18 protein-coding genes are annotated in these 21,987 nt (G+C 61.2%); 9 read left to right on the top strand and 9 right to left on the bottom strand.

What is annotated here, in order from left to right; translation table 11 throughout:
• Positions 1-7 precede the first annotated feature (7 nt).
• Together JZX88_RS24760 and JZX88_RS24755 are read left to right on the top strand one after the other, a co-directional pair.
• The gene (locus JZX88_RS24760) at positions 8-1,507 is read left to right on the top strand and encodes a tripartite tricarboxylate transporter permease (RefSeq protein ID WP_174033443.1); all 1,500 of its coding nucleotides are present in this window, start codon (positions 8-10) and stop codon (positions 1,505-1,507) included.
• An 89-nt stretch (positions 1,508-1,596) separates the two neighbouring features.
• Positions 1,597-2,481: a GntR family transcriptional regulator gene (locus JZX88_RS24755; protein WP_065116582.1), complete on the top strand. Its 885-nt coding sequence runs from the start codon at positions 1,597-1,599 to the stop codon at positions 2,479-2,481.
• Here JZX88_RS24755 and JZX88_RS24750 read toward each other — a convergent pair.
• Positions 2,478-3,542: a lactonase family protein gene (locus tag JZX88_RS24750; RefSeq protein WP_206915059.1), complete on the bottom strand. Its 1,065-nt coding sequence runs from the start codon at positions 3,540-3,542 to the stop codon at positions 2,478-2,480. The two genes, JZX88_RS24755 and JZX88_RS24750, sit on opposite strands and share 4 nt — an antisense overlap.
• A gap of 137 nt (positions 3,543-3,679) precedes the next feature.
• Here JZX88_RS24750 and JZX88_RS24745 point away from each other — a divergent pair, with 137 nt between their 5' ends.
• Together JZX88_RS24745 and acnA are read left to right on the top strand one after the other, a co-directional pair.
• The gene (locus JZX88_RS24745) at positions 3,680-5,026 is read left to right on the top strand and encodes an MFS transporter (RefSeq protein ID WP_206915058.1); all 1,347 of its coding nucleotides are present in this window, start codon (positions 3,680-3,682) and stop codon (positions 5,024-5,026) included.
• A gap of 15 nt (positions 5,027-5,041) precedes the next feature.
• Complete coding sequence (acnA, locus tag JZX88_RS24740; RefSeq protein WP_206915057.1) at positions 5,042-7,657, top strand: aconitate hydratase AcnA; 2,616 nt, start codon at positions 5,042-5,044, stop codon at positions 7,655-7,657.
• Positions 7,658-7,731: 74 nt separating this feature from the next.
• On the opposite strand, the gene JZX88_RS24735 is transcribed toward acnA, so the two are convergent.
• Complete coding sequence (locus JZX88_RS24735) at positions 7,732-8,478, bottom strand: F0F1 ATP synthase subunit A (protein WP_142858480.1); 747 nt, start codon at positions 8,476-8,478, stop codon at positions 7,732-7,734.
• A 335-nt stretch (positions 8,479-8,813) separates the two neighbouring features.
• On the opposite strand from JZX88_RS24735, the gene JZX88_RS24730 reads away from it, so the two are divergent.
• Together JZX88_RS24730 and JZX88_RS24725 are read left to right on the top strand one after the other, a co-directional pair.
• Positions 8,814-9,455: a TetR/AcrR family transcriptional regulator gene (locus tag JZX88_RS24730; RefSeq protein ID WP_174033433.1), complete on the top strand. Its 642-nt coding sequence runs from the start codon at positions 8,814-8,816 to the stop codon at positions 9,453-9,455.
• The gene (locus tag JZX88_RS24725; RefSeq protein ID WP_206915056.1) at positions 9,448-9,813 is read left to right on the top strand and encodes a DoxX family protein; all 366 of its coding nucleotides are present in this window, start codon (positions 9,448-9,450) and stop codon (positions 9,811-9,813) included. Before JZX88_RS24730 ends, JZX88_RS24725 begins: the two co-directional genes overlap by 8 nt.
• A 3-nt stretch (positions 9,814-9,816) precedes the next feature.
• Here JZX88_RS24725 and JZX88_RS24720 read toward each other — a convergent pair whose 3' ends face one another.
• A complete protein-coding gene (locus JZX88_RS24720; protein WP_065116575.1) occupies positions 9,817-10,695 on the bottom strand; it encodes an alpha/beta fold hydrolase in 879 nt (292 codons plus the stop codon).
• A gap of 78 nt (positions 10,696-10,773) precedes the next feature.
• On the opposite strand from JZX88_RS24720, the gene JZX88_RS24715 reads away from it, so the two are divergent.
• Complete coding sequence (locus JZX88_RS24715; protein WP_206915055.1) at positions 10,774-11,367, top strand: TetR/AcrR family transcriptional regulator; 594 nt, start codon at positions 10,774-10,776, stop codon at positions 11,365-11,367.
• Between the two features lie 108 nt (positions 11,368-11,475).
• Here the strand turns inward: JZX88_RS24715 and JZX88_RS24710 are convergent, their stop codons facing one another.
• From JZX88_RS24710 to JZX88_RS24690, 5 genes are all read right to left on the bottom strand, one after another.
• Positions 11,476-13,167 (bottom strand): flotillin family protein, encoded by a 1,692-nt coding sequence (locus JZX88_RS24710; RefSeq protein ID WP_206915054.1) that lies wholly within the window; start codon positions 13,165-13,167, stop codon positions 11,476-11,478.
• 28 nt (positions 13,168-13,195) lie between these two features.
• Positions 13,196-13,834: an OB-fold-containig protein gene (locus tag JZX88_RS24705; protein WP_206915053.1), complete on the bottom strand. Its 639-nt coding sequence runs from the start codon at positions 13,832-13,834 to the stop codon at positions 13,196-13,198.
• Positions 13,834-14,946 carry a PspA/IM30 family protein gene (locus tag JZX88_RS24700; protein ID WP_142842537.1) on the bottom strand — a complete coding sequence of 371 codons (1,113 nt, stop codon included), beginning with the start codon at positions 14,944-14,946 and terminating at the stop codon, positions 13,834-13,836. The genes JZX88_RS24705 and JZX88_RS24700 overlap by 1 nt, the downstream gene beginning before the upstream one ends.
• Before the next feature lie 92 nt (positions 14,947-15,038).
• Positions 15,039-16,577, bottom strand: a complete 1,539-nt coding sequence (locus JZX88_RS24695; protein WP_206915052.1) for an FAD-dependent monooxygenase — start codon at positions 16,575-16,577, stop codon at positions 15,039-15,041.
• Between the two features lie 257 nt (positions 16,578-16,834).
• A complete protein-coding gene (locus JZX88_RS24690; protein WP_206915051.1) occupies positions 16,835-18,652 on the bottom strand; it encodes a chloride channel protein in 1,818 nt (605 codons plus the stop codon).
• Between the two features lie 211 nt (positions 18,653-18,863).
• Here JZX88_RS24690 and JZX88_RS24685 point away from each other — a divergent pair, with 211 nt between their 5' ends.
• Positions 18,864-19,295 carry a MarR family winged helix-turn-helix transcriptional regulator gene (locus JZX88_RS24685; RefSeq protein ID WP_174032634.1) on the top strand — a complete coding sequence of 144 codons (432 nt, stop codon included), beginning with the start codon at positions 18,864-18,866 and terminating at the stop codon, positions 19,293-19,295.
• Between the two features lie 32 nt (positions 19,296-19,327).
• Here JZX88_RS24685 and JZX88_RS24680 read toward each other — a convergent pair whose 3' ends face one another.
• Complete coding sequence (locus tag JZX88_RS24680; RefSeq protein ID WP_065116568.1) at positions 19,328-20,176, bottom strand: LysR family transcriptional regulator; 849 nt, start codon at positions 20,174-20,176, stop codon at positions 19,328-19,330.
• A 133-nt stretch (positions 20,177-20,309) separates the two neighbouring features.
• Here JZX88_RS24680 and JZX88_RS24675 point away from each other — a divergent pair, with 133 nt between their 5' ends.
• A complete protein-coding gene (locus JZX88_RS24675; protein WP_206915050.1) occupies positions 20,310-21,830 on the top strand; it encodes an MFS transporter in 1,521 nt (506 codons plus the stop codon).
• The last annotated feature ends 157 nt before the right edge of the window (positions 21,831-21,987 follow it).

The following is a 21,987-nucleotide window of genomic DNA, read 5'->3' as shown; positions in this document are numbered from 1 at the left end:
GGTGGTCATGGATTCGCTTCTTGCCCTGTTTCAAGGCTTTGCCACCGCGATCGAGCCGGCAAATCTGGTCTTTGCCGCCGTGGGGGTCATCATCGGCACGGCTGTCGGTGTCCTTCCCGGTATCGGCCCGGCGCTAACGGTCGCCCTTCTGCTGCCGGTGACCTTCAAGCTCGATCCCGGCGGTTCGATCATCATGTTTGCCGGCATCTATTATGGCGGCATGTATGGCGGGTCGACGACGGCCATCCTGCTCAATACCCCGGGAGAAAGTGCGTCGGTGGTGACGGCGCTGGAGGGCAACAGGATGGCGCGGGCGGGTCGCGGCGGTCCGGCGCTTGCCACGGCCGCGATCGGTTCCTTCGTCGCGGCTTTGATAGCCACTTTCGGCCTTGCATTCCTTGCGCCCATTCTCGTCAAGGTCGCCGTCCAGTTCGGTCCGTGGGATTATTTCGGGCTGATGCTGATCGCTTTCGTCACCGTTTCCGCGACATTCGGCTCATCACCGCTCAGGGGCCTCACCAGCCTTGCCTTCGGTCTCTGGCTCGGCCTGATGGGTATCGATCAACTGACCGGGCAAGCGCGCCTGACCTTCGGCGTGCCGGAACTTCTGGACGGTGTCGAGGTGACGACGCTGGCGGTCGGCCTCTTCGCCATCGGCGAAGCGCTGCTTGTCGCTTCCCGCCACCTGCATAAGCCGGAAAAGCCGATCCCCGTCAAAGGATCGATCTGGATGACGCTCGAGGACTGGAAACGGTCATGGAAACCGTGGCTGCGCGGGACCGTGATCGGTTTTCCGATCGGTGCGCTGCCCGCCGGCGGCGCGGAGATTCCGACCTTCCTCAGCTATAATATCGAGCGGAAGCTGTCGAAAAAGCCGGAAGAATTCGGCCGGGGCGCAATCGAGGGTGTCGCCGGTCCCGAAGCCGCGAATAATGCTTCGGCCGCTGGTACGCTCGTTCCCCTGCTCACGCTTGGGCTGCCCACCTCCGCCACGGCGGCGGTCATGCTGGCGGGATTCCAGCAGTATAATATCCAGCCGGGTCCACTGCTGTTTGCGCAGCATGCGGATCTCGTCTGGGGGCTGGTTGCCAGCCTCTTCATTGCCAATGTCATGTTGCTGGTGCTCAATCTTCCGCTGGTCGGATTGTGGGTGCGTCTTCTGGCCATTCCCTTGCCATGGCTATATGCGGGTATCCTCGTCTTCGCCTCCATGGGAACCATCGCGGCCAATCCTTCCGTCGTGGAACTCTTGCTGCTGACCGGGTTTGGCGTTGTCGGCTTTTTCATGCGGAAATTCGACTATCCGGTCGCGCCCGCCGTTGTCGGTCTCATCCTCGGGCCATTGGCCGACAGCGCCCTGAGGCGTTCGCTGCAGATGAGCCTTGGTGATCCGATGATCCTGTTGCAGCATCCGAGTTCGGCGACGATGATCGCCTTCGCACTGATTGCGCTGATCGCACCCTTCGTCTTCAAGGGGCTTTCTCGCTTCCGGCAGGACGAGGATTGAACGGTGAGGCGGCAGCCCGAAGGGGCTGCCGCCTGTTGCTTTGAAGCGGGGGATCATACAAAACTGGGCAAAACTACAGAGCGAGCCCCATGGTACGGAAAAGTCTTACGCCCCAGATCGTCGGAAACGTCATTGAATTCATCCAGACGAACGGCATCGGCAAGGGTGAGCACCTTCCTCTTCAAATGCTGGCGGATGCCTTTCGTGTCTCCCGTGCCCCCATCATGAGCGCGCTCAAGCAACTCGAGACCCAGGGCGTTGTGCGGGCGGAGCCGAATCGGGGTTATTTTCTGGCCGTTGATCCCGGCAGTCTCGAGGATGTGAAATCTGCGGGTGTCGAGGATGGCGAGGGTGATGAGGCGATCTATTTCCGCATCGCCGAAGATCGTCTCGCGGGCAAACTCGACGAGCGCTTGAGCGAGAACGAACTCATGCGGTTTTACGATCTGCCGCGCACCAAGCTTCTGAGAGTTCTTCGGCGCATTGCGGAAGAAGGCTGGATCGAGCGCCTGCCCGGCAATGGCTGGGCGTTCACGCAGGCCTTGACGTCGAAAAAGAGCTATGAGGACGGTTATGCGTTTCGCGCCGTGATCGAGCAGCAGGCCATGCTGCTTCCAAGTTTCGAGCCCAATGCCGAAGGGCTCAAGCGGGCGCGGGAGGTGCAGACAAGGCTGCGCGACGGCGGATATGAGACATGGTCACGCGCTGAAATCTTCAAGGCCAACAACGAGTTTCACGAGATGCTCGTCGCCTGCTCGCAGAACGAATTTTTCCTGGATGCGATCAAACGTATCAACCGTCTGCGCCGGCTCATCGAATATCACATCACCATAGACCGCAGCCGCCTGCCCCGGCAGACGGAGGAGCATCTGCAAATCCTCGACCTGATCGAACATGGGCGCCGCAACGAGGCTGCCGCTTTTCTCTATACCCACATCATGGGCGCCAGCCGCATCAAGTCTCCGAAAATCTAGCCCACGGGTTTCGTCACGATACAGACCGGGCTTCCGACGCGAAGGACCTCATGCCTCGGGATCAATCGTCCCGTATGCTGGTCGATATCGAAGGCGACGACGGTGTCGGAATCCTCGTTTGCCACAAGCATCCCGTTGCCGGGCAGAATCGTGAAAAACCGCGGTGTTCTTCCCGCTGTCGACCAATGACCGATGAGATCGAGGCGGCCGCCATCGCCAATGGCGAAGCCCGCGATCGTGTCGCTGCCGCGATTGGAGGCATAGACAAAACGTCCGTCATCCGAGATCCGGATTTCCGATGCACGGCTATTCGCGGTGAAGCTGTCCGGAAGGGAGGACAGGATTTGAAACGGTTCCAGTTTTCCGGTGTGCTGATCGAAGCGATAGCCGGTGACGGTGGAATCAAGTTCATTGATGGCATAGGCCAGCTGGCCCTGCGGATGGAACGCGATGTGCCTCGGCCCGGAGGTCTCGCGCGCTGCGCAATGGCCGATTTCCTTCAGGACGCTGCCCGCCGTATCAACGGCAAAGACAAGCACCTTGTCCGTTCCCTTGTCCGGAACGGCAATCCATTTTCCGCTGGGATCGAACTCGACCTGATGCGGTTTCGGCAGCGCCTGCTCGATGCGATGCGGGCCGATGGCGCCCGTGACATCCGCCAGATCGCAAACCGGCCCGAGACTGCCATCATCGAACCGGGGCAGGAGTGCCAGCGACGATGTGATGTGGTTTGCCACCACCATGTACCGGTTTGAAGGGTCGAAGGACAGGTGAACGGGATTGCGCCCCCTCGTCGACTGTTCATTGAGGAGGGTGAGCGTGCCCGTGTCCTTGCCAATGGCAAATGAGGAGACACGGTCGGAATCGCCGTGCACGGTATAGAGACATTGTCCGGTGCGGTCGAAGGCCAGGAATGAGGGGTTTTCGAGTTCCAGCAATTGCAGGTGAACCCACTGGAACTCCCGCGTCAGCCGGTAAACGTTCAGGCCGTCGCCACGGGCATTGCGCTTTTGCGTCGTTCTTGCCCCGACATAGGCATACAGGTCCCTCGCATGTTTCATGCCGATGCTCCTCCAGCGTCATGGGCCTTTATTAAATTGAGGCCTCGTAAATATCAATTGCATTTTATAATCACGTTATGTAAAAAATGCCGTGCCTTGGGAGGCAATTGAACAATGATGCGTTGGGGGAGGTAGCCATGACGCTCACAGATATCGGCAGACTCGAGAAGACCACGATGAGAAAGGTCTTCTGGAGGATCGTCCCCTACACCTTCATTCTTTATGTCATCTCTTATCTTGACCGCGCCAATCTTGGTTATGCCGCGCTTCAGATGAACAAGGATCTGGCCTTGTCCGCGGAAGCCTTCGGATTCGCCGGCGGCATCTTCTTCATCGGTTATTTTCTTTTCGAAGTGCCGAGCAACGTCGCTCTGCAGAAATATGGTTCGCGTATCTGGATTTCGCGTATCCTGCTGACGTGGGGAGCGGTTGCCGTCCTGACAGGTTTTGTCCAGGAGGCCTGGCAGCTTTATACGCTGCGCTTCCTGCTTGGCGTCGCCGAAGCGGGCTTTTTTCCTGGCATCATCATCTATTTGACCTACTGGTTCCGGGCCAGGGAACAGGCAACGACGGTCGCATTCTTCACGGCCGCCATTCCGGTCTCCTATCTCATGGGAGCGCCGCTCAGCACCTGGATCATGGACAATGTCAGCGGTTTCGGACTTGCCGGCTGGCGCTGGATGCTGATCCTTGAAGGGTTCCCCGCCGTTGCAGCCGGTATCTTCAACTATTTCTATATGACCGACCGGCCTGAAAAGGCGAAGTGGCTGACGGATGAGGAGCGCAACTGGCTTGTCACGGAACTGGAGGCCGATCACACAAAACGACGGCACGTTCAGCATCTTGGTCTCTGGCAGGCGATTTCCAATCCGAAGGTTTTGTTTCTCTCGGCGATTTATTTCATCTATCAGGTCGGCAATCTCGGAATCGGTCTGTGGATGCCGCAGATCATTCAGGGACTGGGACAGGATCTGACCCATTTCCAGATCGGTCTCGTCGCGATGGTGCCCTACGCTCTTGCCACCGTCGCGATGGTGCTGTGGTCGAAGAACTCGGATCGCACGGGTGACAGACAGAAACACAGCGCCGTACCGCTGCTGATCGGCGGTGTCGCGCTGGCCGCCACGGGCCTGACGCGTGATCCCTATGTCGCAATCGGTCTGATTTCCGTGGCTTTGGCGGGCATATATGCCTTCAAGTCGCCGTTCTGGTCGCTTCCGGGCCTGTTCCTGACACGCGCCACGGCCGCCGTCTCGATCGCGGCGATCAATTCCATCGGCAATCTCGGCGGCTTTGTGGGTCCTTATGCCATGGGCTATGCGAAAACGGCGACGGGAAGCCCATTGGGCGGCCTCATGTTCCTTGCGGTCCTGTTGATCATTTCGTTCTTCATGACATGGTTCATGCGTTTCCCCGGCCCCGATGCCGATGATAGTCCGACCGGGCAGCTCAAGGTCGGCCAGTCCTCTTCCCGCAGTGCCTGAACGGAACATAATAGCATGCGTACCAAACTCGATATAAACGGCCTCAGTTACGACATTGTCGATCTTCCCGCGGAGGCGGGAAGCTGCCTGGCGCGCATGCCCTATGTTCATCGCATATTGCTGGAAAACGTTCTTCGCACTGGAGGAGACGATGCGGCCCGCGCGAAAGCCGCGATGATCGACTGGCTTGAAACGGGTAGCAGCGAGGTTGAAATTCCGTTTCTGCCGAACCGGGTCCTGATGCATGACACGACCTGCGGCCCGGCTCTCGTTGATATTGCCGGAATGCGCTCGGCGCTTGCGGAGGCGGGGGGCGATCCGGCCCTTCTCAATCCGGTCGTTCCGGTGGATGTGTCGACCGATCATTCCGTCGCGGTGGATGTCTTTGCCACCTCATCCGCGCTTCTTCGCAATATGGAGCGCGAATATGAGCGGAATGCGGAACGATATAGTTTCATGAAATGGGCAACGAATACGCTTGCCGATTTCCGGACCCATCCTCCCGGCACTGGCATCATGCATACGCTCAACCTCGAACGGCTGGCGACTGTTGTGACCGCGCAGCGCCGCGACGGGACATTATGGGCCATGCCGGACACGTTGATCGGTACGGACAGCCATACGCCGATGATCAATGGCATCGGGGTGCTTGCCTGGGGTGTCGGTGGGCTGGAGGCCGAAAGCGTCTTTTTCGGCATGCCCGTCGCCCTTCGTGTGCCGGATGTTGTCGGGGTCCGGCTGACGGGGGCGCTGAAAGAGGGCGTGCTTGCCACGGACCTCGCGCTCGTCGTCACGCATCTGCTGCGCCAGATCGATCTGCAGGATAAATATGTGGAATTTTACGGGCCGGGTGTTTCCGGCCTGACGGCGGGCGACCGCGCGGTCATCGCCAACATGACTCCGGAATTCGGAGCGAATAGCGGTTATTTTCCGATTGACCGCCAGTCGATCGATTATCTGCTCAAGACCGGGCGGGCACCGGATCATGCCGCCTTGGTGGAGGCCTATGCCAGACGTGTTGGAATATGGTTCGATCCCGACGCCAATCCCCGCTATACCGCGACCCTCGATCTTGATCTCTCCAGTGTCGAGCCAAGCCTTGCCGGGCCACGCCGCCCCCAGGACAGGATTTCCGTGAGTGCAACGCGCAAGGCGATTGCCGCGATGAGGAAAAAAGGCGCGCTTTCTCTCGAAGGTGAGCCGAACGACGGGGCTGTCGCAATCGCCGCGATAACCAGCTGCACAAACACATCCGATCCCCGGCTCCTGATCGCCGCCGGGCTTCTGGCGCGCAAAGCCAACGCCCATGGCCTGCGTCCGCCGCATTGGGTCAAGACCTCCACCGCTCCCGGATCACCGACCGCGGAGCATTATCTTGCCCGCGCCGGTCTGCTGGCCGATATGGAGGCTGTCGGCTTCGGCATCGTCGGTTACGGCTGCACGACCTGCATCGGCAATTCCGGTCCGCTCACCAGCCCGGTTGCGAAGGCGATGGCGGAGCGGGACATTCTTCCCGTCGCGGTTCTTTCCGGCAACCGCAATTTCCCCGGCCGGGTTCATCCCCAGCTGGAAGCCGGGTTTCTGGCCTCGCCGCCCATGGTCGTGGCCTTCGCGCTGGCCGGTACGGTCGAGCTCGATATCATGAATGATCCTCTCGGCATCGCAGAAGACGGTACTCCCGTCACGCTTCCGATGATCTGGCCGACCGCTGCCGAGATCGATGCGGCCGTGGAGAGGGCGTCGCGGATCGCGGATTTCGCCCCCGCCTATGATGCCGCCGAGGCAAGCAAAGCCTGGAAGGAGCTTCCCGCGCCCACAACGACGCTTTTTCCCTGGGATGAAAAGTCGACCTATATCCGGCGGCCACCTTTCGCCGGCTTCGGCAATGGGACGAGGCTTGGCGCCTATGACGCCCATCCGATCCTTGCGCTTGGCGACGATATTACGACCGACCATATCTCGCCCGCCGGTGCCATTCCCGCAGCGGGCGATGCGGGGCGCTACCTCATCGGGCACGGTGAAAATCCGCTTGATCTGAATGTCTTTTCTTCACGGCGCGGCAATTGGGAGGTCATGATACGCGGCCTCTTCACCAACAAGACGGTGCGCAATCTTCTGGGGGCCGGCATTCCCGCCGGCTCGACCATCCATGCCGGAACGGGCGACATGCTTTCTCTCTGGGATGCGGCCCAGCGATACGAAGCCGAAGGCAGATCGGTCGTTGTCGTGGCGGGAGAGCGTTACGGAATGGGCTCCTCCCGCGACTGGGCGGCCAAGGGCGTTGCGCTTCTGGGTGTTCGGGCGGTGCTGGCGACGAGTTTTGAGCGCATTCACCGCTGGAACCTGATCGGTATGGGTGTCCTGCCGCTTCGGCTTCCGGAAGGGCTGGACCCCGTGCAGCTCAGGCTGACCGCTCGCGACATGATCAGTGTCGATGCCGATGCCCTGTCGATCGCGCCCCGCTGTGCGGTACCCGTAACGATCACGCGGCCCGACGGGGCTTCGATTTCCTTCGAGGCGTCTGCGGCGATCGAAACGAGGGCGGAGATCGCCATTTTGCGTGCCGGCGGGGTTTTGCCCCTGATCCTTGAACGTTTGCACCGGCCTTCCGGGGAGCGTCAGCGCGCCTGATGTCCCTTTTTCGGGCAAGGGGCATCAGGCATGGCGGTGGATATTCCATTCGAAACCGGACTGCGGGCGGCGTGTCAGTGTCCCGGATGCAGGGCGTCGTTGAGATACATGCAGGTCAGCATGGTGAACACGTAGGCCTGAATGGCGGCCATCAGAAACTCCAGTGCGGTGATCGCCACCGTCATGAAGAGCGGCGCGATGGCGCCGATCACGCCGAGGGCATTGACGCTGGCAAGCGAGACGACAAAGCCTGCAAAGACCTTCAGGGTGATATGACCGGCGAGCATCACCGCAAACAGGCGAACGGAGTGGCTGACCGGGCGCGACATGTAGGAGATGATTTCAATCGGCACGATGATGGGCGCCAGAATTGCCGGGATGCCGGCGGGTTTGAACAGGCCGAAAAATCCGATGCCGTGCTTGAACAGGCCGTAGAGCGTGACGGTGCCAAACACCATCATGGCCAGGCCGAATGTGACGATGATCTGGCTGGTTACGGTGAAGGCATAGGGAAACATGCCGATCATGTTTGCGAACAGGATGAACATGAAAAGCGAGAATACGAAGGGGAAGAACCGCATCCCCTGTTCGCCGGCATTGTCCCGCAATGTCCTGGCAACGAACTGGTAAAGCAGTTCAGCGCCTGATTGCCAGCGGCCAGGCACGAGGCGGGCCTTGCCCGTTGCCAGAAGCAGGAATGAACTGGCCAGTGTGACGGTGAGGAACATGTATGCCGAGGCATTGGTGAAACTGAGGTCGATATCCCCGACTGTGATTTCAACGATAGGTCTGACTTCGAATTGCTCGATGGGGCCGGCCATGGGAGATCCTTCAGTAAATTTCGGCAATGACGGGGATACGCCGGTATCCGGGGTCGCGGCTGGGCCGGACGCAGGAAGACCGTGCGTGTAATGGAAGGTCGGAGACAGGGAGGGCGTTCGGTAAATCGGTCATCCTGATCCCAAGATTGAGAGTCAGGGCCGTCCCCGGAACGTTTCAAGGCGCGGGTCGTCCCGCGCGAGGGCTTTCTAGCCAAATCGGGAGCGAGTGGCAATCGTTTTCGGGCAAATGCATCAGCGCGAACCGGTAAGTCGCAGACATCTTGCGTAAAATGGTACGGTATCATACCATACCATAAAGCGAGCGGGAATCGGACATGACGGAAGACCATTTGCCAACGGCGCGCGGTGTGGCGCGGATACAGGCCCTGATGGATGCTGCCGCCAACCTCTTTCTCGATCAGGGATATGAGGCGGTATCGCTGGACACGCTCATCGCAAAGGCCGGTGGATCGCGCCGAAACATCTATGAGCATTTTGGCGGCAAGCAGGGGCTGTTCGTGGATGTCATCACACGGCTCTGCAACGAACAGGCTGCACCGCTTCGCCAGCTCGATGTCGGCAGCGGAGAAATCGGTCCGGCGCTTGTCATGTTTGGCGAGAGGCTGCTTGAGGTGGTGCTGCAGCCACGCACATTGGCATTGCAGCGCCTGATGATTGCCGAGGGGCAACGTTTTCCCGAGCTTGCGCAGGCAATCCTGCGTTCCGGTCATGATACGGGCGTTGAGATTCTTGCTGACTGGCTGCGTCCGCGCTTACCGGAATTGCGCGGAAATCTCCCGCCGGAAAAGCTTGCCGAGCAGTTTATCGGGCTTGTTGTTACCGGTCCGCAACTGCGTGCGCTCGTCGGGGCCATAAGCTTGCCGCTTCCGGCCGGCGAAGTCTCCCGTCTCGCGCATGACGCCGTTTCCACCTTCCTTCATGGCACTCAGCCCGCAATCAGGAGCCCTCATGCGTAACCTGCCCTGGAAATCCATCCTTGCCTGGCTTTTGTCCGCCTTTTTCGTTCTCGGCGGGATCGGCAATATCTTCGCATCCGAAACGATCCTCGCCGATTACAGACGCTGGGGTTATCCCGACGGGTTCAACTATCTCACCGGGACTCTGGAATTTGCGGCGGCTCTTCTCATCGCATATCGGCCGACACGGCTGGCGGGTGCGGCGCTTGCCAGCGTGGTGATGGTTGCGGCAGCCGGTACCGTCCTGTCGAATGGAGAGTTCGGTCACGCCATTGCGCCGCTGGTGGTGTTGAGCGTTGCGCTGATCGTCGGCTTTCAGGCGCGCAAAACCGCCTGCGATGGATTGAATGGTGGCTGACTACTAAAACCGCGACCCGGTGGGCATCTCCTCCAGCCCTAATATTGCCGGCCATGCCGCTGCGGCACGTTCCGACATGACCTCGATATGGCGCAGGGACGTAAGGCCGAATTCTTCCGGCCGCAGGGTTCTGCGGCTAAGGCTTCCCGGCGGAAAAGCGTCGGCATAACGCCAGACGGCGGCAGGCGGAACCACGACATCGTCTGCCATCGTCATCATGCGCAGATCGAAACGGGTGGCCGAGAAATCCGGTTCCGGCAGCGATTTGCCGATATCGCCACGGAAGAAATTCCGGTTCGTGCACCAGCGGCGCCATTGCCAGTAAATTCCGGCGGGCAGATCCGCGCCCAGAAGCAGCCTGCGTCCGGGCAGATAGCCCGTCAGGGCAGTGGCGAGCGGGCCCAGCAGATACCAGAACGCGATCACCGCCGGTCGATAACTCCACGGGTGGTCGCTGACATGGGCGAAGCCGGAGCCGACGGTGATAACTCGTTCAAGCCGCTCGTCATGACGCCGAAAGGGAAATGTCAGTCCGCCGAGGGAATGGCCGAGCAGCCAGATTGGCCCGTGCGGCGCAATCTGGCGCAGCGCCGTTTCTGCCGCCATCTGGTCGGCAACTCCCCAGTCGGCCATCGTCGCGCGGCTCTCGCGCATCGGGCGTCGCCGCGATGCGCCGAAGTCGCGGTAATCATAGGTCAGGACGCCGATGCCCTGTCTTGCCGCCCACGTGGCGAAGGCACGATAATAGCGCGCGGGAACGCCGGTGGCGCCGTGAAGGACAAGGTGAGCAGCTACAGGTCCCACAGGCGGAAAAAACCGCCCGGCAAGCATGTTGCCCTCCGAAGCGATACTGATTTCCCGGCTTTCTGCAATGTCCGTCATCCGTACCTCGCTCCCTTTGGACCGATTGGTCTAATAACATTGCTGGACCGAACGGTCTACAGTGTTTAGAACATGGGGATGGATGAAAGCAAAAACCGCCATACCCTGATCCGGGCCACCTCCGCGCTGTTTCGGCGGCGCGGTTATGCGGGTGTTGGGCTGGCTGAGATACTTGCCGAAGCGGGCCTGCCGAAAGGCTCGCTCTATTATCATTTTCCCGGCGGCAAGGAGCAGCTCGCCGCCGAGGCGACACGGTGGGCGGGCCGGAAGATCGCCGAGTTGATCGATGCGAGTTTCAATGATGCGGAGAGCTTCGCCATCGGTTCGGTGGCGCTCTGCCGCGCAATAGCCCGCCTTTCGCAGGACAACGGCCGGATCATGGGTTGCCCCGTGCTCAGCATCATTCAGGCCGGGGATGAAAAGCCCGATTTGCGCCAGATCGGTGCGGATGTGCTGGGTGACTGGCTGGCCCGGATCGCTGCCCAGGCACGGCGGTTCGGAAATCAGCACCCGGAGGCTGATGCCGAGAAACTGGTAATCGGGCTTCAGGGCGCATGGGTTATTTCGCTGGCGCGTCAGAACATGACCGCGTTCGATACGCTGGAGCACGGCCTGCGGCAGTCTCTCCAGGACTGTTTCCGCGAATGGCGGGACCCGACTGCGGGGCTGTAATCCTGTGTGTGGCAGGCAGGGCCATCAAGACAAGTCTGGAACAAAAAGCGCGGCCACCGCCAGGGTGACCGCGCTTGGTGTCATCGCCGGAAGGAATGCCGGGCTTCCTTACGTTTCCTTCGCTGGTTGCCTTTCCGGCGCTGGGCGATCCGTGGCATTCGTAATCGATGCCGCGAGCAGGGCCTGTGTCGGGTCGGCGCCCTTGAAGCCGGCCTGTGCGAGGATTTCATCGAGAACCGGCTTCTGCGCGGTGAAGCTCAGCAGTTGGCTTGAAAGGTCGCCCAGGCCATTGCCACTTTGCCCGTCGCTGCCGCCACCGAGTGCGCCCGCCAGATTTCCGGCGCTGAAGATGCGGATGTCGGAAATTTTCTCGATCGGCTTCATCGCTTCGGCCAGCGCCTCGGGGATGATGGCGATCCTTGCGCGGGCAAGTTCGAATTCGATGATGTCGCCGGAAAGCGCATTGCGTGCATCGTTTTTCGCACGCTCCGCCTGCGCCTCGGCATCACCGAGCGCGATGACGCCTTCGGCGCGGATTTTGGCGGCCTGCGCCTCGGCTTCAGCGCCGATCTTGGCGGCGGCGGCAAGGTTTTCCGCAGCTTCGCGTTCGGCTTCCGCCTTCACGGTGATCGCCGTCGCTTCCTGTTCGGCCGCCTTGCGGGCGTCGATCACGGCAATGCGCTTGGCGCGTTCGGCGATTTCCACTTCGCGCGCGGTTGCCACCTGTTCTTCGGCGGTGATGGCGGCGGCCTTGGCTTCATCCGCCTTGGCACGTGCGGCTTGTTCCTGCTCCACCTTCTGGGCAACGGCGATCGCCGCTTCGATCCGGGCGGTTTCGGTGATCTTGCGGGCTTCCGCCTCGCGCTCGGCGATGCCGCGCTCGGCCTCGATGCGGGCGGTCTCGCGCGCCTGACGGGCTTCCGCATCCCGCTCGGCAATGCCGCGTTCGGTATCGAGCTTTGCGGTCTCCTCGTTCAGACGGGCCGCCTGTTCGGCGCGTGCGGCTTCGGCGCGGGTTTCCGCTGTTTTGTTGGCGATATCGCGTTCCTGCGTCAGTTCCGCATCGCGCTGTTCGCGCTCGATCGTCAGGCGGCGCAGCACGGCTTCGCGGTCCTTGGTGGCGATTTCGACTTCGTTGTCGCGGACGATCTGGTTGCGCTCGCGTTTACGCTCCTCGGTGATCCGCGTCAGCGCCGTCAGGCCCTCCGCATCGAAGGTGTTGTTGGGGTTGAAATGCTTGATGTCGGTCTGGTCGAGCCGTGTCAGCGACACCGATTCCAGCTCCAGACCGTTGGACTGCAGGTCATGGGCGACGGCCGCCTGCACGGATTTGACGAATTCGGCGCGCTGTTCCTGCAGGTCGCGCAGCGACATGGTCGCGGCAACCGAGCGCAGGCCGTCGACGAACTTCGCCTCGACCAGGGATTTCAGCGCATCGGCATCATTTGTCCGGTCGCCAAGCGTCTGGGCGGCGAGCGCGATATTTTCGGCGTCCGGCTTCACGCGCACATAAAATTCGGCGGTGATATCGGCGCGCATGCGATCCTTGGTGATCAGCGATTCATGTTCGGATCTCTTCACTTCCAGCCGCAAGGTGCTGAGCGAGACCCAGGAATAGGAGTGGAAGATCGGCAGAATGATTGCGCCGCCGTCGAGTACGACTTTTTTGCCGCCAAGGCCGGTTCTGACATAGGCCTTGTCGCGCGTCGAGCGCGTATAAAGCGATGTCATGATGATGCCGATGACGACGATCGCCGTGACGATGGCACCGGCAATCAGGCTCAAAGAAAAGAAGTCCATGGTGAATTAACCCCTGTTGTGCCTGCTATTATGAATTTTTCAGATCCGGCGGTGCGGGGATGACCTGGAAAAGCCCATCCGCCCCATCGACGATCAATACCTGCGCACCCGTATCGATCGTGTGACCGGATGCGGCCTGCGCGCGCAGGAAGTGAATATTGTCATGCCGGTCCTTGACCCGCACGGTGCCGGGCTTGCCCTGATCAAGCGGCCCGATGGTGACGACGCCCGTGAGCCCCAGAAAGTCGGCCTGCTCGAGCGCGTTGGTCTCATCGTGTGGAATGACCTTTGCAACAGCAAGGCTGAGCGACCGCGTGGCCGGAATGGCCGCAGCAACCGCGCCGGTCATGGCCAGAGGGAGCGGCAAGGGTCCGAGAAGTACCGTGGAAGCGACCCCCTGAATGAAGAAACCGGTAACGGCAAAAACCGAAAGCAGAATGACCGCGAGAACAAGCAGCGGCACGCCGCCGGCGTTGAGCCAGGACATCCAGCTTCCCAGCAATCCCGCTTCGGTATCGCCCGGCGCATGGTAGCTGAAACTGTCGTCCAGCAGACCGGAGGCCGATACGCCGAGCAGGACCGAGACGAGTTCGACAATGCCGAGACCGGCGACCGTCAGCAGGGCGATCCAGAAGGGCGCGGTGCCTGGCTGGACAATGCCCTCCATCAGCGTTCGCCCTCCCGGAAAGCCTTGAGCCGCGCTTCGATGGCACTCTGGCGCTGCATGCGGCCCAGCTCCTCCACCTCGGCTGCGCCGGTATTGGGCTTGGCCGGTGTGCCGGTCACTCTTTCGATCGCTTCCAGCGCCTCGGCCAGACGGCGGTCATTGCGCTGGGACGGGGTGGCGTCCACGCTGGCAGGTGCGGCGCGTTCGGCACGCTTGGCATCTTCGAGCCGTTTTTGCGCATCCGCCTTTGCAGAGGCGATGCTGCGCAAGGTGGTTTCCGCCTCGGCAATTTCGGCGGCATTCTCGAGGATTGCCTTGTTCAGCGCTTCGCGCTGCGCCTCCAGATCGATCTGCAGCCCGGTTGCGGCCCGGGCCAGATCTTCGCGGCCGTTTTCCAGCCCGATCCTGATCTTGTCGTCGAGGTCGCTGATCTCTTCATCGAGGTCAGCGGCCTTGGATTTGAGGCGATGGCCGGCGGCAACCGCCACGCCCAAGGCCGTTCGTGCTTCCTCGGCGATCTTGGCAATTTCCCGCACGGCCTGTTGTGCAACGGCGACCGGATTGGACGCCTCGGCCGCGTCGACGGCGTTGTTCATGACACCGGCGATGACACGCCCGAGCCGCCCGAGAATACCTTCATTGTTCATCGAAGCCTCCCTGTTCGGTTGGAAGCCGGTTTTTATGCCGGCATGGATGCTGATGGTCTCGCCCTCGAAAACGAGGCGCGCTTCTGAAAAGTCATTCCAGCCGTCGTGATAACCACGAACGGTGTAGGGCACGACGACGCGGCCCGAGAGGGTGGCGATGCTGAGGCTGTCAGGCCCCTTTACCGAAAACAGCTTGCTGTCGAGCGGGATGTCGCGCACCGGCTCCTGCGGATCACGCTGGCTATGGTCGCGCAAAGCCAGCGTCACCATGCGGGATGGCAGGCCTGTCTTGACCCTTATCTCCTCGTAAGCCGCGGCATGCAGCGCCACGAGGTTGGCGCCTTCGGTCTGATCGAGGATTGCCATCGCACGTCGATAGGCAAGCAGCGTTTCTTCAAGGGAAGATCGGTCTTCCCTTGAAAGATTGAGTACCAGAACGACGTTGGACAGAAGTTTCGTGCTCATGTGAAATACATAAAGCACTCCATTGGTGCTTTCAAGGGGCGACGCCAGTTTTTTCAACCCTGCATAAGCTGATTTCCCGCTTCAGATGTAATTTATAATGTACCGAACCACCGGCCAGCAGCTTCTGTAAGTTCCTCCTTGTCAGGAGTTGACGCCGTGGCCCAGGCGACGATGCCATCGGGACGCACGAGTACGGCGCGTAAGTCGAGGTGGTTGACGGCATTGCCAGCTACATAAGCAATCCGCCCGTTCCAACGGCCTGCAAGCGCCTCAAGCGATGCATCCGCGTCAAAGTCCAAAAGCAGAGCTTTGCCTTCTCTCAGAAGTTCGCCGGTCTTCCTTCCATCGGTCAGTGCGAAATCCGGAACGCTGCGGCCGACAAGCGGGTGTTGGCCGCCAAGCTCATAGTGCAGGGAAACACCCCAGACACGCTCGGCGAAATATGTCGCGCCATCGCGGGTTTCGATGAGATCGCGGATGATGGCTTCCAGCGCCCTGGTACTCGAGCTTGGGCGCATGAGAGCGACCTGCGCGCGTGACCAGTCGAGGACCTGTGCTCCCACCGGATGCCGCTCGCCGGTATAGGTGTCCAGCAATCCGTCCGGAGCATTGCCGTGGATCGTCGTAGCAAGTTTCCAGCCAAGATTGAACGCGTCGCCCAGCCCGAGATTAAGCCCCTGTCCGCCAAGCGGAGAGTGTATATGCGCGGCATCGCCGGCCAGCAATATTCGGCCGTTGCGATAGGTCGTGGCCTGATAGGCGCGATCCGTCCATGTCGTTGCAAGGCTGAGGCCCGTGACCCTGACGTCGCTGCCGGAAACATGCCGCAGGACAGTCTGAACATGCTCCGGCGTTATCGGCTGGGTTCGGTGGAAACGACCGCCGTCGAAATCGACCATCGCGATGGTTCCGGGCTTTTGATAGGTGTACATGCCGGTCGACGTGTAGTGACGGCCCGGAGCGAGCTTTTCAGGGTCAGCCATTTCGACCTTAACGGAATAGCCGGTGAATTCGGGATCGGTACCGACGAAATCGAAGCCGCCCGCTTTGCGCACCGTGCTGCGGCCGCCATCGCAGCCAACAAGCCACCGTTCGTGAAATATCTGGCCACCCGCGTAAACGGTCACACCCACATCCGACTGTTCGAAACCATCAACGCCGGCGCCCCGTCTGATCTCAGCCCCTATGTCGGTTGCGCGTCTCTCCAGAACGGCTTCGATCTCCTCCATGCTGGAGGCCATGGTAACAGGCGTTGAATCCGGAAGTCGGTAAGTCCATTTCGACGTGTCGATATTATCGTGGAAGAACGGGATGCCAGCGAAATGGCCGCCCGGTCGGCGCTGCTGCTGCATCCAATGCGCAGTCAAGCCATGGTTGCCGTTTGGCTGCTCTTTCGTTGGCTGATTTTCGGTTATGTCCTCGAGCAGGCCACGGCGATGGAAACTTTCGATGGTGGGCACGGAAAGGCCGCGCATGCCGAAGGGGAGTGTCTTCAGCGGAGAGGAAGGGTCGGGGGCCTGCTCCAGCACCAGTACCGAAACCCTGGCCAGGCGTAGCTCACAGGCGAGAAACAGACCGACAGGACCGGCGCCGGCAATCACGACATCGTAAATCTGAGGGGTATTTGACATGAAATGCTCCTTGGTCGTTCGACCGGAGCAGCTCATCGTTTTGAGAACCACACGGACGAACAATTTGACGCCCTGACAGCGTCGTTGTTCGTCGTGGGACTCATGCACGCGGCATGGACAGAGCTTTCGTTTTCGAAAGGACTTGGGCTAGACCACACCAAGTCGTGCCTTTTTCGACATTTGTTCTATAAAGCCGGAGCGGCCGGTCGGCAAGGCGGATGCTTGCTTTCCGGCCATGGCTGTTCAGATGAGCCTTATCAGTCTGCTCTTGCGGGGCCGGTTTTGCGTGGTCCGAGATAGGGCTTGCGCTCGTTCTCCAGCGTATTGGCCGCATGGCGAAGCCGCAGCAGATCCTTGCGGGCCACGAGACCAACAAGGCGACCGGTTTCCGCATCGACGACAGGGATGCGGCCCGTGTCGGTCGCAAGCATCAAATCCGCGACATAACCGATGGTGTCTTCTGGATGCGCCACGGGAGCCGAGGTGTCGGAAACGCGCTCGTCGAGGCTCTGATCGGCAAGCGCCGGGTTCTGCTGCCATTGCAGCGCATCGCCGCGTGAAACGATGCCTTTCAGCACGCCCTGCCGGTCGACAACAGGATAAATCCGATGCGTGTTTTCGGTGGTTGCGAAGAAAGCGGAGGCATCGCCGACGCGCATATCCGCCGGCAACGTATCGACCGTATCGATCATGATGTCGCGGGCGCGGGTATATTCGAAGGGGTCGATGCCGTATTCGCGGGTAATATGCTGGCCGCGCCGCGCGATCTTTTCCGTCAGGATCGAGCGGCGTAACAGAAGGACCGTTACCGCATAGGCGGAGATGGTGGCGGCGAGCAGCGGCAGCAGGGTTGAGACGTCACCTGTGAGTTCGACCGCAAAGAAGGTGCCGGTGAGCGGCGCACGCATCGTCCCGCCCATCATCGCTGCCATGCCCAGAAGCGCCCAGAAACCGGGATCGCCGGGCAGCGCCAGACCGACCAGCCAGCCAAGTGCGCCGCCAAGGATGAGGAGGGGTGCGAGCACGCCGCCCGATGTGCCTGACGAAAGCGATATGAGCCAGATGGCGGATTTGACCAGCAATATTGTCAGGACCGCCTGCGGCAGCAGCCGGCCGTTCAGAAGGCCGTCGATAATGTTGTAACCGACCCCAAGCGCGCGCGGCTCGATCAGGCCACCGAGGCCAACGGCAAGGCCGCCAATTGCCGGGCACCACATCCAGTGGATCGGCAGCGCCTCGAAGGCATCCTCGATCCGGTAGAGCAGGGTCGTCAGAAGGCCCGATTGCAGGCCGGCGATGATGCCCACCATGGCGCACAGACCGATCCCCCACCATGGCAGGTCCATGTGGAATTGCCGGGGAAAGAGCGCGCCGGCTTCAAAAAGGAAAGGACGCCAGCACGCCGAAATGCAGGTGGCAAGGGCGACGGGAATAAAGCTTCTCGGTTTCCATTCGAACAAGAGCAGTTCGACGGCGAGTGTCAGGGCGGCGATCGGCGAGCCGAAGATGGCGGTCATGCCGGCTGCCGCACCTGCGACGAGAAGGGTCTTGCGTTCGGCGGCGCTCAGGTGAAAACACTGGGCGAACAGCGATCCGATCGCGCCGCCGGTCATGATGATCGGCCCTTCCGCACCGAACGGCCCGCCGGTGCCGATGGAGATTGCCGAGGAGAGTGGCTTCAGGACGGCGACCATCGGCGACATGCGACTGCCGCCGATGAGTATGGCTTCGATCGCTTCGGGAATGCCGTGGCCGCGGATTTTTTCCGATCCGAACCGGGCCATCAGGCCGATGACGAGGCCGCCAAGCAAGGGGATTGCCACCATCCACAACGAACGTGGCGCTTCGGCGGGAGAGCTGGCTGCCATGCTCAGCTGTCCGAACCAGGCGAGATTGGTGACAAGCGCGATCAGGCTCACCAGCAGCTTTGCGGCGAAAGCGCCGCCGGTGCCGACGATCAGCGCCATGCCGATAAGGGCCAGAACGCGGCGGTCGGTCGTAAAATCGCCTGCTTCACGCCGGGCAAGGCCGCCCGTGAAGTCGTGTAGCCGGCGGTGAGGCGGGGTTTTCGGCATGGCATTTCCCGTTGCTGTGATGTGGATGGCGGCGTCAATATATCGTAATACGATATAAATCAACATGAGTATGGGAAGTGGCGCGCCGATCAGCCGCTCCGCACTGGCGGAGCAGGCCGTCCTGCGCTAAGCCGGACGTATGGCGCCGGGAAGATATTTCCGCCGTGGGCGCCTTGAGCAGGATGAATCGCAGAGAGCGGGAGTGTGGAAAATGCCAAAGGACAGGCTGAGCGATGCCGACTACGAGGCCCTTTCCAACCTGCGCTACACGCTGCGCCGCTTCATGGATTTCAGCACCTCTGCAGCGCAAGAGGAGGGGCTTCCGGCCCAGCAACATCAGGCGTTGCTTGCCATCCGCGGGCATCGCGATGAAGAGGCAATGACCGTCGGCAGGCTTGCCGAACGGTTGCTGATCGCACCCCATTCGGCAACGGAACTGGTGGGCCGGCTGGTCACCGCCGACTATGTCACCCGGCACGCTGACCCCGCTGATCGCCGCCGCCAGACGCTGGCGCTGACGGACAAGGCGCAGGCCGTTCTGGAACGGCTGACCGCTATCCATCTCACCGAAATCCGCGAGATGGCGCCACGGTTGATCGATATTCTCAAGACATTGGAAGAGGCGCGCGAGCCGCTGAAATAGGCAGCGTTATCTGTTGCTGTCCGGGGACTGCGTCAGGGCCGATGTTCCCGGAAAGCCGCGGCAAGCGTGCGCAACGCCTCGCGGGATCTGCTGTCGGTGAGGGTGGAGAACATCACGACCTCGGTGGAGGGCAGCGACGGCAGGCCGAAGCGCTGGCTGACCTCGACCGTGCCGGGCGGTGCAAGACGGCAGGAAAAGGCGGAAATGGCGAGACCGGCGGAGACCGCGGCCGTAACCATCGATGAGGTGCCGCCAAGAAATACCTCCGTCCAGGCAATGGCGGCCGAATCCAGTGCGCGGGCGGCAATGTCGCGCACGCCGCAGGCAGGTGAAAGCGCTGCCAGTCGCAGGGGCTCGCCCTGCCGGTGTTCGAACTGCGGAGCGGCGTACCAGCCGAAATGCTCCGCCCCCAGCACCTCGCCGTCGCGCCGGTCGTCTTCACGCCGGATGATCGCGGCGTCGATTTCTCCACGGTCGAATGCGTCCAGCAGCACACGGGAATTGTCCATGCGCACTTCGATCGTCAGCCCCGGATCATGGGCATTAAGCCGCGCCAGAAGGGTTGGCACCTCCGGCCCCGCAACATGGGCGGCAATGCCAAGGCCGAAACGGCGGCGCGGGGATGAAAGGCCGGCAAGGGCGCGATCATGCGCGGCGAGGAATTCGCGGGCGGGCGCCAGAAACACCGCACCTTGCGCCGAAAGCCGCACGGACCGGGGCGTGCGCTCAAGCAGCCGCTGGCCCAGCCGGTCTTCCAGCCGCTTGAGCTTGACGCTGATGGCGCCCTGCGTGGTTCCCAGCGCTTCGGCAGCGCGGGTGAAGCTCTGCATATCGGCAATGGTGACAAAAGCCTCGACGGCATCCACATCCAGCGTGCGCATATCGGTAATTCCAATTTGTTGTCTCTGAAATAGCCAATCATCCAATTCAGTTATGGTCAAGCTTTGGCTAGTTTGCGTCCGGTTCCGCAGACCGGATTTCGCTTTTGCGATCCGACCCATGAAAGGCTGAAGAATGACCCTTGCCGTTACCGCACCCGCAGGCAGCAGAAGCGCGATGGCGCTCGCTGCCGTTTGTCTTTCCGCCCTGATGTTCGGACTGGAGATTTCCAGCGTCCCGGCAATCCTGCCGACACTCGAACAGGTGCTGCATGCGGATTTCCGGCAGCTTCAGTGGATCATGAACGCCTATACGATCGGCGTGACGGTGGTGTTGATGGCGACAGGCGCGCTGGCAGACCGCTTCGGGCGCAAGCGCGTCTTCATTGCCAGTATTGCCGCTTTTGCGCTTTCGTCCCTTGCCTGCGGAATGACGGAAAATGTGGTGGTGCTGATTGCGGCGCGTTTCCTTCAGGGGCTGAGCGGCGGTGCGATGCTGGTGTGCCAGATCGCCATCCTGTCGCACCAGTTCCGCACGGCCGGTGAGCGTGGCATGGCATTCGGCTGGTGGGGCATCGTCTCCGGCGTGGGGCTGGGCTTTGGCCCGATTATCGGTGGGGCCACCGTCGCGCTGTGGAGCTGGGAATGGGTGTTCCTCGTTCACGTGGCGCTCAGCGCCGGCACTTTGCTGCTCGCAGTGGGCGGCGTGCGGGAATCGCTTGATCCGGAAGCGACCCGTCTTGATCTTGCCGGCATCGCCACGCTGTCGCTGGCCGTGTTTCTCCTTGCCTTTTTCATCACCCAAGGCCCTGAACTCGGCTTTGCCAGTCAGGCCGCGCTTTTGATCCTCGCTGGGTCCGTCGCAAGCTTCATTGCCTTTCTCATCGTGGAAAAGCTCACGCCAAGGCCGATGTTCGATTTTTCCGTGTTCCGCATCCGGCCGTTTTCCGGGGCCATCATCGGCTCGGCGGCGATGAACATCAGCTTCTGGCCCTTCATGATCTATCTGCCGATCTGGTTTCAGGCGGGTCTCGGTTATGACAGCGTCACCGCCGGTCTTGGCCTGCTTGCCTACACGCTGCCGGCGCTGGTGATGCCGCCGCTGGCGGAGCGCCTGTCCCTGCGTTATCAGCCTCGTCTTGTCATTCCGGCCGGGCTTTTCACCATCGGTCTCGGTTTCATGCTGATGAAACTGGGCAGCGGCATCGAAAATGCCAACTGGCTCACCATGCTGCCCGGCTGCATTCTTTCCGGCATCGGGCTTGGTTTGACCAATACGCCGGTCACCAACACGACCACGGGTGCGGTGCCGCCGGCGCGTTCCGGCATGGCGTCCGGCATCGACATGAGTGCGCGCATGATCTCGCTCGCCATCAATATTCCGGTCATGGGCTTCATTCTGGTGGAGGGCGTCCGCTCTTCGCTTCAGGCAAATCTGCCATCCGGCACGGATATGAACGCGTTGCAGTTGCTCGCTGAAAAGGTTGCGGCGGGAACTGCCGGTTCGTCGGCGCAGGGCCTGTCGGAGGTGCTCGTCCATCGGGCGCTGGCGGATGGCTTCGGCCTGGTCATGCTTTATGCCGGTATCAGTGTCTGGCTGCTTTCCGCCATCAGCTTCGTGGTCTTCGGCCCGGTGCGAAAACCCGCCTGCGATTAATGTACCGCAGGCGAATGAGGCGCACCCCCACCGGTTTTGCCGATAGGGGTGCGCGCTGGTCCTTGCGGGTTCCGCCGCTATTATTTCAGCTGCGTCACGGTCAGCTTGCCGTTCACCCGCTCGGCGACGAATTGCACTTTCGCGCCTTCCTGCAATT

The sequence above is a fragment of the Agrobacterium sp. OT33 genome (assembly GCF_017313365.1).
Classification (GTDB): domain Bacteria; phylum Pseudomonadota; class Alphaproteobacteria; order Rhizobiales; family Rhizobiaceae; genus Agrobacterium; species Agrobacterium rhizogenes_A.
Note: the sequence above shows the minus strand (reverse complement) of the source record. Positions and strands in the feature narration are given on the sequence as shown.